The sequence below is a fragment of the Cupriavidus sp. MPR-AND1C genome, assembly GCF_058809705.1.
This window is the reverse complement of sequence record NZ_JBXASU010000084.1, coordinates 19,673-31,857: the sequence shown is the minus strand read 5'-3', so window position 1 is coordinate 31,857 and position 12,185 is coordinate 19,673. Positions and strand designations below refer to the sequence as shown.

At 64.7% G+C, this 12,185-nt stretch carries 8 protein-coding genes; 3 read left to right on the top strand and 5 right to left on the bottom strand.

What is annotated here, in order from left to right; genetic code table 11:
- Positions 1-412 precede the first annotated feature (412 nt).
- The 3 genes from styD to AC1RWI_RS30490 all read left to right on the top strand — a co-directional run bounded on the left by styD (position 413) and on the right by AC1RWI_RS30490 (position 6,489).
- Positions 413-1,903 carry a phenylacetaldehyde dehydrogenase StyD gene (gene styD, locus AC1RWI_RS30500; protein WP_043355940.1) on the top strand — a complete coding sequence of 497 codons (1,491 nt, stop codon included), beginning with the start codon at positions 413-415 and terminating at the stop codon, positions 1,901-1,903.
- 207 nt (positions 1,904-2,110) lie between these two features.
- A complete protein-coding gene (locus AC1RWI_RS30495; RefSeq protein WP_492870161.1) occupies positions 2,111-4,312 on the top strand; it encodes a PQQ-dependent dehydrogenase, methanol/ethanol family in 2,202 nt (733 codons plus the stop codon).
- Between the two features lie 146 nt (positions 4,313-4,458).
- Entirely contained in the window at positions 4,459-6,489 is a 2,031-nt protein-coding gene (locus AC1RWI_RS30490; RefSeq protein ID WP_492870163.1) for a TonB-dependent receptor family protein, read from the top strand.
- A 73-nt stretch (positions 6,490-6,562) separates the two neighbouring features.
- Here AC1RWI_RS30490 and AC1RWI_RS30485 read toward each other — a convergent pair whose 3' ends face one another.
- From AC1RWI_RS30485 to AC1RWI_RS30465, 5 genes are all read right to left on the bottom strand, one after another.
- Positions 6,563-7,213 carry a DUF799 domain-containing protein gene (locus AC1RWI_RS30485; protein WP_492870162.1) on the bottom strand — a complete coding sequence of 217 codons (651 nt, stop codon included), beginning with the start codon at positions 7,211-7,213 and terminating at the stop codon, positions 6,563-6,565.
- A 5-nt stretch (positions 7,214-7,218) separates the two neighbouring features.
- A complete protein-coding gene (locus AC1RWI_RS30480; protein WP_052495116.1) occupies positions 7,219-7,593 on the bottom strand; it encodes a DUF4810 domain-containing protein in 375 nt (124 codons plus the stop codon).
- Between the two features lie 30 nt (positions 7,594-7,623).
- Positions 7,624-8,304 carry a CsgG/HfaB family protein gene (locus AC1RWI_RS30475; RefSeq protein ID WP_492870160.1) on the bottom strand — a complete coding sequence of 227 codons (681 nt, stop codon included), beginning with the start codon at positions 8,302-8,304 and terminating at the stop codon, positions 7,624-7,626.
- Between the two features lie 90 nt (positions 8,305-8,394).
- On the bottom strand, positions 8,395-10,146 hold the full coding sequence (locus tag AC1RWI_RS30470) for a ShlB/FhaC/HecB family hemolysin secretion/activation protein (RefSeq protein ID WP_492870159.1): 1,752 nt from the start codon (positions 10,144-10,146) through the stop codon (positions 8,395-8,397).
- A 1,654-nt stretch (positions 10,147-11,800) separates the two neighbouring features.
- Positions 11,801-12,061 (bottom strand): hypothetical protein, encoded by a 261-nt coding sequence (locus AC1RWI_RS30465; protein ID WP_492870158.1) that lies wholly within the window; start codon positions 12,059-12,061, stop codon positions 11,801-11,803.
- Positions 12,062-12,185 lie beyond the last annotated feature (124 nt).

Here is a 12,185-nt window from a genome sequence, read left to right as displayed (position 1 = left end):
CGCCTTAAGGCGATACTCAGACATGGGTCCCTCTTTTCCGCTCTTTTCGCCGGATCACGAGGCGCCCCATACGGCCTAGGTAAACCTTGACGGCTCGCTTCGCATCGCGCTGGGGTGTTCCCCGCCTGGGGGCGGGTCACTCGGCTACGCCGAATCGTTGGGCTGACGATGTCGATTCTGCTCCCGCTGGTTTGACCACTACAGGCCGGTGGCGAGGGCGGGCGCTCGTTGCGGCGTTGGGGTGCCAAGGGCCATTGGCCATTGGCCATTGGCTTTGGCTTTGGCTTCAGCCTTTCCCACGCTTTGCACGCATCGACAAGCTTTGTGCACGGCCAGACAAGCCATGATCAGGCCGTGGTGTTAACTTCGATCTCCATAACAAGGCACCCGCCAAGACCAACCGGAGACGAAGATGAATGCACCCAAGGAAGCCCGCAGCGGCCTGAACCAGGCCATCCGCAATGCCATGCTGATCGACGGTGAGTGGCGCCAGGCCGAGTCTGGCGAGACCTTCGCCGTGTTCGATCCCGCCACCGGCGAGGAGATCGCGCGCGTGCCTGCGGGCGGTGCGGCGGATATCGATGCGGCGGTGGCCGCGGCCGGGCGCGCCTTTGCCGGCGGCACGTGGCGCGCCATGATGCCGGCCCAGCGCGAGCGCCTGCTGCTCAAGCTGGCCGACTTGGTCGAGCAACACGGCGACGAACTTGCCCGGCTTGAAACCCTCAACAACGGCAAGCTGCTGGCGTTCTCGCAAGGCCTGGAGGTGGGCGGCAGCGCGCAATGGCTGCGCTACATGGCTGGCTGGGCCACCAAGATCGAAGGCAGCACGCTGGACGTATCGGTGCCGTTTCCCCCCGGCACGCGCTATAGCGCCATGACCCGGCGCTCACCGGTGGGCGTGGTGGGCGCCATCGTGCCGTGGAATTTTCCCTTGCTGATGGCGGTCTGGAAGATCGCGCCGGCCTTGGCCTGCGGCTGCACCGTGGTGCTCAAGCCGGCCGAGGAAACGCCGCTCACCGCGCTGCGGCTCGCCGAGCTGGCGCTGGAAGCGGGCTTCCCGCCGGGCGTGCTGAACGTGGTGACCGGCGACGGCGTGCCCGGCGCGGCGCTGGTGGCGCATCCCGGCGTCAACAAGATTACCTTCACCGGTTCGACCGAAGTCGGGCGCCTGATCGGTGCGCGCTGCGGCCAGGATATCCGCCGTGTGTCGCTGGAGCTTGGCGGCAAGAGCCCGGTCATCGTGCTGGATGACTGCGATCCCGCGCATGCCATCCAGGGCGCGGCCGGCGCCATCTTCCTCAACCAGGGCCAGGTCTGCACGGCCGGCTCGCGCCTGTACGTGGCGCGCCGCCACTATGACCAGGTGGTCGAGGGGCTGGGCAAGGTGGCCAATGCCACGGTGCTGGGCTCCGGGCTCGATCCCGCCAGCCAGATGGGGCCGCTGGTGTCGTCGCGTCACCGCGACAAGGTCATGGGGCTGATCGGCACCGGGCGCAGCGAAGGCGCGGACATTGTCGCGGGCGGCACCGCGCTGGACCGCCCCGGCTATTTCGTGCGGCCCACCGTGGTGGCCAACGCCGCGTGCAAGGACCTGACGCTGGTGCGCGAGGAAGTCTTCGGCCCGGTGGTGGTGGCCATGCCGTTCGACGACCCCGAGGCCGTGCTGGCCGAGGCCAACCGGTCCGAGTATGGCCTGGGCGCCAGCATCTGGAGCAATGACCTGCGCGCGGTGCAGCGCCTGGTCGATGGCCTGGATGCCGGCACGGTCTGGGTCAATACGCACAACATCGTGGACCCCAACATGCCTTTTGGTGGATACAAGGCCTCCGGGGTCGGGCGCGAGCATGGCCGCTCCGCCATCGAGGCCTATACCGAGATCAAGTCGGTCTGCATGGCTTACTGAGCGGTATCGCCGCGCGTGGTGGGGGCGTTCGCCCTGCGGGTAATCCCGAGTGGGTAAAACCTACCCCTGCGGCCATTCTTAGGTCTGCTGCAATCCGGTGGCGCGACGGGCGATGTCCATTGCGCCATTGGCCAGCCGCTGGCATAGAACCAGCCTGGCTTCCCCCGAAGATTCCCCCGAAGAAGAAGCAAAAAAAGAGGAGACACAATGAGCCAAGAACCCAAGCGGGTTGTTTCCTGCTGGCCGCGCGTTGCGCAGCGTGCCGGCAATCAAGCGGGCCTGTCACGCAAGCTGGCAGTGCTGGTAGCGGGGCTGGCAGCGTTCTCGCTGGCGGCGGCGCAGGCCAGGCCGCCGGCCAAGGTGGCCAGCGCCGATCACATCCGTAGCGTCACCCGAAGCGTCGACGGCGCCTTCATCGAAGGCAACGCCGCCAAGACACCCGACTGGCCCAGCTACGGCCTGGACTACGCGGAAACCCGCTTCAGCCGGCTCTCGCAGATCAATGCCGACAACGTGAAGGACCTCGGGCTGGCCTGGTCCTACGATCTGGAATCCACGCGCGGGGTGGAAGCCACGCCGCTGGTGGTCAACGGCATCATGTACGTCAGCGCGTCGTGGAGCGTGGTGCATGCCATCGACACCCGCAGCGGCAAGCGCATCTGGACCTTCGACCCGAAGGTCGACAAGTCGATCGGCTACAAGGGCTGCTGCGACGTGGTCAATCGCGGCGTGGCGCTGTACCAGGGCAAGGTCTTTGTCGCCTCCTACGATGGCCGCCTGATCGCGCTCGATGCCGGCACCGGCCGCAAGCTGTGGGAGAAGGACACCATCATCGACCGCACCCACTCGTACACCATCACCGGCGCGCCGCGCGTGTTCAAAGGCAAGGTCATCATCGGCAACGGCGGTGCGGAGTATGGCGTGCGCGGCTATATCACCGCCTACGATGCCGCCACCGGCGAGCAGAAATGGCGCTGGTTCACCGTGCCCGGCGACCCCGGCAAGCCGTTCGAGGACGAGTCGATGGCCAAGGCGGCCAAGACCTGGGATCCGGCCGGCAAGTACTGGGAAGCCGGAGGCGGCGGCACCGCATGGGACACGCTGGCCTTCGACCCCGAGCTCAACCTGATGTACGTGGGCACCGGCAACGGCTCGCCCTGGTCGCGCAGCAAGCGCAGCCCGGCCGGCGGCGACAACCTTTACCTGGCCTCCATCGTCGCGCTGGATCCGGATACCGGCAAATACGTCTGGCACTACCAGGAGACACCCGGCGACAACTGGGACTACACCTCCACCCAGCCCATGATCCTGGCCGACCTGAACATCGGCGGCAAGGCGCGCAAGGTCATCCTGCACGCGCCCAAGAACGGCTTCTTCTTCGTCATCGACCGCACCAACGGCCAGTTCATCTCGGCCAAGAACTTCGTCGATGTGAACTGGGCCAGCGGCTACGACCAGAACGGACGCCCGATCGAGCTGCCGGAGGCACGCGCCACCGACAAGCCCTATGACGCCATCCCCGGGCCCTACGGCGCGCACAACTGGCATCCGATGTCGTTCAACCCGCAGACCGGCCTGGTCTACCTGCCCGCGCAGCATGTGCCGCTCAACCTGATGGACGACAAGAACTGGACGTTCAACGGCAAGCAGCCCGGCCAGCCGCACGGCAACGTGGGATGGAACACGGCCAAGTTCCTCAACGCCGAACCGCCCGCCAGCAAGCCCTTTGGGCGCCTGATCGCCTGGGACCCGGTGCAGCAAAAGGCGGTCTGGACGCAGGAGCAGGTCTCGCCATGGAACGGCGGCACGCTCACCACCGCCGGCAACCTCGTGTTCCAGGGCGCGGCCGATGGCCGCTTCATCGCCTACAACGCCGCCACCGGCGCGAAGCTGTGGGAGTCGCCCACGGGCACCGGCGTGATCGCTGCGCCCGTGAGCTATCTGGTGGACGGCAAGCAGTACGTGTCCGTCGCCGTCGGCTGGGGTGGCGTCTACGGGCAGGCCCAGCGCGCCACCGAGCGGCAGGGGCCGGGCACCGTCTACACCTTCGCGGTTGGCGGCAAGGCGCCGATGCCCGCGTTCGTGCAGTACCGCGCGGGTGAATTGCTGTCGGGCGTGAAGTACGACCCGGCCAACGTCGCGGCCGGCACGGCGCTCTACGTCAGCAACTGCGTGCTCTGCCATGGCGTGCCCGGGGTGGATCGCGGCGGCAATATTCCCAACCTCGGCTATATGAATACTGCCTATATTCAAAATCTCGACAAGTTCATCTTCAAGGGACCCGCCATGGCGCGCGGCATGCCGGACTTCACCGGCAAGCTGAGCGCGGACGATGTCGAGAAGATCAAGGCGTTTATCCAGGGCACCGCGGACGCCATCCGGCCCAAGGCCCAGGCAATGGCCAAGTAGCAGCCGGGCGGGCCGCCCGCACAGCAGCAAAAGGAAGTCATCAACAAACTCAAGGCAGGGATATGGCAGGCAACAAGGGCGGTGGGCGAAGCAGGAAACCGGTTTCCGCAGAGGCTTCGCACCGCCTGTGCTGCCTGGCGGCGGCGATGCTTGCCGCCGCGCCCGGCGCGGCTTTGGCCGAGGAAATGCTGCCGGACGTGGTGGTGAGCGTCAGCCGCGCCGAGCAAAAGCGCTTTGACGCGCCGGCCGCAATCGACAGCGTTCCCGTCGATTCGCTGAGCACGCCCAGCCCATTGATCAACGTGTCCGAGCTGCTGCCGCTCGTGCCCGGCGTGGCCGCGCGCGAGCGGCAGAATTACGCGCAAGACTTGCAGCTGGCGGTGCGCGGCTTTGGCAGCCGCTCCACCTTCGGCGTGCGCGGCGTGCGCTTGTTTGTGGACGGCATTCCCGCCACCATGCCGGACGGGCAGGGACAGGCCTCCACCGCCGATCTCACCAACGCCAGCCGCATCGAGGTGTTGCGGGGCCCCTTTGCCCAGCTCTATGGCAATGCGTCGGGCGGTGTCGTGCAGATTTTCACGCCCGATCCGCCCAAGGCGCCGATGGCGCGCGCCACCAGCGGATTCGGCTCCGACGGGCAATGGATGGCCGGCGTGACGGTGGGCGGCGGCAACGACAAGATCGGCGGCGTGCTGGATGCATGGACATTCGAGACCGACGGCTACCGCGACCACAGCGCGGCCCGGCGCCGCCAGCTCAACGCCAAGGTGGTGGCGGAGCCGGTCACCGGCACCCGCGTCACCCTGTTGTTCAACGCCTTCGACCAGCCCCAGGCGCAGGACCCGCTCGGCCTCACGCGCGCCCAGGCCGACGCCAACCCGCGCCAGGCCGTGCCGCTGGCCACGCAGTTCAATACCGGCAAGACCGTGCGGCAGAACCAGGGCGGCGTGCTGGTGGAGCAACGGCTGAGCGAGCAGGACAACCTGGAATTCCGCCTCTATGGCGGCACCCGCGAACTCACCCAGTACCTGGGTTTCAGCGGCATCGCGCCCTCGTCGGCGGGCGGCATCGTGGATATCGACAGATCCTACGGCGGCGGTGCGATGTCATGGCACCACAACACCACGGTGGCCGGACTGCCTCTGCTATGGAGCGCCGGCCTGGACGCCGACGGCATGCGCGACGCGCGCACCGGCTATGTGAACCAGAACGGCACGCAGGGCGCGCTGCGCCGCGACGAAACCGACAAGGCCGGCAGCCTGGGCGCCTTCGCCCAGTTCGACTGGACCTGGAATCCATCCTGGCGGCTGGTCGGCGGCGTGCGCGCCAGCCAGGTCAAGCTGCGCATCGACGATCACTACATCACCGCCGCCAGCCCCGACGACAGCGGCACCGCCACCTACAACAACGTCAGCCCGGTGCTCGGCGTGGTCTGGCAGGCGGTGGACTCGCTCAACGTCTACGCCAACCTTGGCCGCGGCTTCGAAACCCCGACGCTGACCGAAGTCGCCTACGGCCCCGGCGGCACCGGCACCAACCTCGGGCTGCAGCCCTCCACCAGCCGCCAGGGCGAGATCGGCGTCAAATGGCAAGGCAAAGGGCAACGGCTGGAAGCCGCGGTGTTCGATGCCGGCAGCCACAACGAGATCGTGCCGCTGTCCAACGACAACGGCCGCGCCGTCTACCAGAACGTCAACGGTGTGCATCGGCGCGGTCTGGAGCTGGGATGGCGCGGCACCTACGGCCCCGGCGAGCGCTACGGCACCGGCCTGGCCTACACCTGGCTCGACGCCTATTTTGGCGACGCCTTTCGCAATGCGCAGGGCGCAACGGTAGCCTCTGGCAACCGCCTGCCCGGCACCGCGCGCCACAGCCTGTTCGCCGAGGCCACGTACAAGCCCGTGGCCGACCTCACGCTGGGCGTGGAGATGCGCGTGGAAGGGCGCGTGTTCGCCGACGACCTCAACACGCAATATGCGCCGGGCTACGCCACCTTCAACCTGCGCGCCGGCTACAACTTCCGCGTGGGGCGCATGCGCTGGTATGCCTATGGGCGCATCGACAATATCGCCGACCGGCATTACATCGGATCGGTGATCGTCAACGAGAGCAATGGCCGGTATTTCGAGCCGGCGCCGGGGCGGCGGTTTTTCGTGGGGCTGCGGGCGGAGATCTGAGTGGCGGCCGGGCTGTTCGCCTGCCAGGCATCCACCGGCCGGCTGCGGCGTTGCGGCAGCCGGCGCGGCACCATCAGTCTGCGCCGTACCTGGCAGAGCGCGGACCGTACAGGATGCCGCCCGGGCTGCCGGCCGACAGCAGCTTCTGGCTCGTTGCTCCCGCGACCGAATAGCTCGCATCCGACACGCTGTTGATCACCTGCGCGACCGCTGCCGCCACAAGCATGCCAACCAGGCCGCCGCCGGCGTTGCCCGATTGGCTGTTGGATGCCGACGCGGCGCCGGTCCAGAGCGTGCCGCCTGTGCGCAAATCCACGAGCTTCGCCTTCGCGCTGACGACCGTGGCGCTGTTGACCACCTGGAACTTCGTCCCGTAGTCCGTCACCGTGATGTAGAGGGCGGCATCCGCGCCGAAGATGTCCCTGAGCTTCGGCGGCGGGACAGCATGGATATCACCTGGCGTCGTCAGGCCATTCTGGCGGAACGTCTCATCCACCAGGGCCACCGGCAGCACGTAGTACCCGGCCTCGGCAAGCGGATAGCTGACCTGCGACAGCATGCTGTAGGTTGCCGTGACGTCAGGCGACTCGTTCAGCGGGGGCAGCACCAGGATCGAGCGCGGCTTGCTTTCCTTGAAGGCGGCGTAGTCGACATTCTTGGGTGGCGCCGCGCATCCGGCGGCCAGCCCCGCGACGGCCAGGAGCGCAAGCGCGCGTTTGAGCAGATCTTTCATTTCTTGCTTCCCCCTTGCTTGATGTTCTTCATCAGGAAATCCACATAGGCGGACGACTCCGGAAACAGGGTCTTTTCCGTCTGGAACTCGCGGGCCATCTGATCATCCTTGCCGGCTTCGGCGTACAGCATGCCAAGATGGGCGTGGTAGCCCGGCGGCGGCGTATTGCCCGCCGCCATGATCTTCTGCAGATCGCGCTCAAGCGCTTCAATCTGGGCTTGCTTCGATTCTCCCTTGAAGTACTGGTAGACCTGCGGCTGGTAGCTTTCCCACTGATACAGGGGCTTGGCTGGCGCGGCGCAGCCCGCCAGTAATGCACTTGCCGCGAGCGCAAGTGTCGCCAGGCGGCACGGCCGGAATGATGTCTTCACGGTTTCTCCTCTTTCTCTGGATGTTGGTGTTCAGGGATTGCCCGGCTTCAAGGCGCCGGCCTCGACCCCGTTGACCAGGTTCGTCACGGCCTCGCGCATGGCGAGATCCAGCACCTTGCCGTTGAGGGTCGAGTCATAGCTGGAACTGCCGCCAAAACCTATGACCTCCCGGCTGGACAGCGCGTACTCGCCCGCGCCCTGGCTGGTGAACACCACTTCCGATGTCACGATATTGACCACGTTCAGGACGACCTTCGCATAGGCCACCTGCGACTTGCCGCGGCCGAGAATGCCGAAGAGCTGCTGGTCGCCCACTTCCTTGCGCCCGAACTCGGTCACATCGCCGGTAACGACGTAGTCGGCCCCCTTGAGGCGTTGCGCCTGACTCTTGATGCCCGCCTCGCGTTTGATCTCGTCCAGGTTGTCGCGGTCGAGGACATGGAAGCGGTTGGTCTGTTGCAGGTGAGTGATCAGCACGGTCTTGGCCTGGCCGCCCAGCCGGTCGATGCCGTCGGAAAACACGCCGCGCATATAGCTCGAACGGTTATCGAACTTTCCGACCGCGATCGGCGTGCGCACCCCGACGTAGGGGCGGCTGGCGCTCTCGACCTTCTGCACGGGCAACGCGGTTGATGATTCGGTCGCGCAGCCGCCAAGCAGGGCGAGCAGCCCAGCCGCGGCAAATAGCGATCCACTTGTCACTCTGTTCATGCGGGTTTCTCCTCTTCGTTACTCAAGCTTGCAAACGATTCACGCCATCGGGCGAGCGTCGCCTGCGCGATACCCCCGGGGATGCGGGGCCTAAAACTCAACGCCGATCTGCGCCGCGATACTGGGCCGGTGCGTGCGGAAGAACTCAGGCTTGCTGAGCGGCCTGCCGAGCGTCACCTCGTAGGTCAGGGCGGCGTAGCCACCCATGGCCCAGCGTCCGCGCGCCCCGATCACCGCGCCCATCAGCGTCTGGCCCACCAGGAACCCGGCGGAGGGGCCGCTGACATGGCCCATGTCCAAGCCCACGAAGGCCTCCTGCCCCGTATTGCCGAGTTGCCAGGCCAGGTCGTTGCGCCAGGTGATGCCGTTCTCGGCGGCAAGGGTGAGTTGCTCATCGAAGCCGCGCACCGAGTAGCGGTTGCCGATGACGAAGTAGTCGGACGGCAAGATGCGGGTGCGGGCGTACTGCATGCGCAGGCTGCCCTGGTAGCGCAAGCGCTCCCCGGCGACCTGGAATGGCACCATCAGGCCGGCATTCGCCAGCACGATCTCCGACTTGCCATCCCAGCCGGGCTCGCCCAGCACAAAGCCTGGCGACCTGGAGTGCGCGGGCAGCGACGCGCGCCATGCCGCGCCGGCATCCAGCACCGTGCTGCCGAGGTACTGGCGGTGCGCGGCGCCGGCCTCGAAGCCGGCGAAGTCCCGGTGCTGCACGGCGATATCGATGCCGTCCAGGGTGGAGCTGGCGGTCTTGCGGAACACCTTGGCGTACAGGCTCGTCTTGCCCGACGCGTTGCGCAACGGCACGTAGCCAAGTCCAGCCTCGATCTGCGTGCTGCGCCCGCCGTAGACGATGTCGCTCTCGAAACCCGCCACCGTCTGGTGGTAGCGCGACTGGTTGGCGCTGAAGAAAGCGCTCCAGTAACCGAAGGGAATGCTGTAGCTGATGGCCGAAGAGCGGGTCCCCGCCGCGCCGTTGCCAGCATTGGCATTGGTGCTGCCGGAGAGGGTGAGGCTGTCGTAGAGGAACAGTGGCGAGTCCACCGTCAGCGTGCCGCCCGTCTGGTAGCGCCCGGTGTTGTCCAGTCCGGCGTTATCGCCCGTCACGAGCGCATGCCAGCGCTTGCCGGTGCCCGGCCTGATGATCAGTTCCGTGTCACCAGGGTTCTCGCCGGGCACCAGGTCAATGCCGGCATCGGCCTGCCCCTGCAGCCGGCGCATGTTCTCCGTGCCCTGGTCAAGGTCGCGCTGGTTCACCAGCCCGCCGGGGCCGGTGGGCAAGGCCATGCGCCACCAGCCGGGCGCGGCCGCGGCCTTGACACCAGAGAGGCGTCCGGCCACCACGCGCAGGCGCAACTCGCCGCCGGCGAGATTCTGCCCCGGGATCACCACGCGCGTGGTCATGTAGCCCTGGGCGAGCAGCCGCGCCGAAAAATAGTTCTGGATGGCCTCCAGCCCCTTGCCGCCAACGCATTGAGTGGGCAGGATGCCCGCCTCGGCCTGGAGCCACGCAAAGTCCTCGGCACCCTCCCAGCGCACCGTCCCGATGCGCAAGCAGGGCGACTCGGCAGGCAGGATCAGCGGTCCCGCGATACCAGCGTTGGCGGCGTCGGCGGGGGAGGTCGTCAGCACATCGGGACGGGCCAGGGCACGCTCGCGCGCAGCGTCCTGCTGCTGTTCCTGGCGGCGCTCGATGGCGGCGTTCGGGGTGACAGGCGGGACCGTGTGCGGGAATGCAGGCAGGGCCTGGGCAACCGCCAGTGCGGGCAGCGTCAGGATGAGCGAGGCAAAAGGGGGTACGCCACGCGCCTTGCGGCGCGCGTTGCGGAAGTTCATCGGCATGGATTGACGCGGCTTACATGTCAGGCAATTCGATGCGGAGGCGGATGATCCGGTCGGGCTAGATCGCTATATGTTCATGACGTGTGCAATCGAGTGGTGTGCCATCGAGTGCACAGAGAACATCGCGCATTGAGGCTCTGCGAGCGAGGATGAACAGACCAAGTTTTCGCGACATCGACAGGCGATGCCGGTGTGAAAAAATAAATCGGATCATCTTCTCCACTCCAGATTTCAGATGGCATGGTTGACGCAAGCGCCGCTGGCCTCGTTGCCAATGCCACCCACGCGCAAGCGCGCTGCCGCATGTGTGAGGCTGGACTACGCCAAGGCCAGACGGACGATACCGAGCTTTCATGCAGATTGAAATCGGACAAATACGAAAATGAGGGGAGAAATTTCCCAATCGATCGATTCAGCGCTGAACTTGGCCAGGTTCTGGATAGGCTGTGGTTGTGGGGGGGGGAATTGCTGGTAGGCGGCCTGCTCCGGCAGGCGGCGTATGTTTTTCGTGGCCCGGTCAAGGTTGCGCGTGGGTGTGCCTGGGCCGGTTGGCAAGGCCATGCGCCACTAGCCAGGCGTGTCGCCGGCCTTGCCGCCAGCGACGCCTTCGGCTACGAAGCGCAGCCGGCAATTCGCCGCTGGCGAGAGTCTGGTCCGGGATCACCGCACATGGTCATGTAGCTCTGAGCGAGCCGCTGCGCGGAGAAATCGTCCTGCATGGCCACGTGTTTTTGTGGCCTCAATTGTTAGGGGTGGGCGCAGTCGGACACTTCTGCGCCAATTCCAGGCGAATCGACTCATCCGCGCCTTGGTTGTCGATGCGTCTGGCGCCAACCCAACAGCGGTTGCCGGCGGTTTGCATGAAGACGTCATAATCCCTGCCCGGCTCGGGAACGAACGTAACCGCTGGCGGCGTACAGGAGGAAGACTGCGGGTTGAGCGACAACCTCATTGATCAGCGATTCATTAATTTCGATTTCGCTTCTCAAAGGCCCCACACAGCAACCCTGCCTTACGCAAGGGCTTCGGGAGATAAATTATCCCCCATATCGAATAGATGGCCATGAAGATCACACCAATCTTGATCTGATTTTGCTGATCATCGAGGCCGATGGTCTTCAAGAATACCCACAGAATGAGAAAAACATAGAATGCACCTGATGCGACTATCGTCAAACCAATGACGATCGCATCATTAAGAAAATTAAATGTCGTCCGCCAATTCATTTTAAAGATCTAGCTTTGTTAAATAAATTAACCAGGCAAATGGACTTAGCCACAGCCACCATCAGTAAGGAATTTTTTGCGGTCCCGTTGGGAAATGACCGATTAATATGCGATCCTGCGGGAGATACTTTGCAAACATGTTTGGATCGCCCTTTTGAGTGACCGTAGCATAGAACATGTAGCCTCGCGCCGCTGGCGCCGTCGGCGGGCAGCATTCCATGTGCGCGGCTGAGGAATTCGCGTGCTGCGGTATCCTCCTGGCAACCCACGCCCGCTTGGACTTGGCGGAATCCCAGATGTAAAGGGCGCATTTCTGCATCCGATTTGGAGATGCCTTGCTGCTTTACGAAAGAATTGGAATTGTTCCGGATCCATTTCTGTTCATCCGGATGCCACTGCCGGTTGAGCCGGTCACCGTTGTGGCTCTTTACCATGGTCCGAATCTTTCAGGTTCATCACCAAGAATTTTTGCCTTGCGCAGGTGCTTTGGCAGAATTCTGAAAAACCAAATCGACAGAACAACAAAAAGAGGGATGCCGATGAATAGCATCGCCGTATTTTCTTCCATATTAAATAGTGTGCGGAAAACGCCGGCCGTAACGAATGCCCAGCAACCAGCGCCGAACGCAGACGCAAGCCCTACGACGTACCAGGTATTCAATGTCACTATCATTCTTTTTTGGTTCATCAGTTTTTCTCCGCGTTGTTCATATCCTTGACTACCGTGGCACCCTTTGGCGCCATCCCAAAAAGGAGCGCCGCTTGATTCGTTCAAAACGGTAGGGAATGATTCAAAAAATGCACCAGTTTCG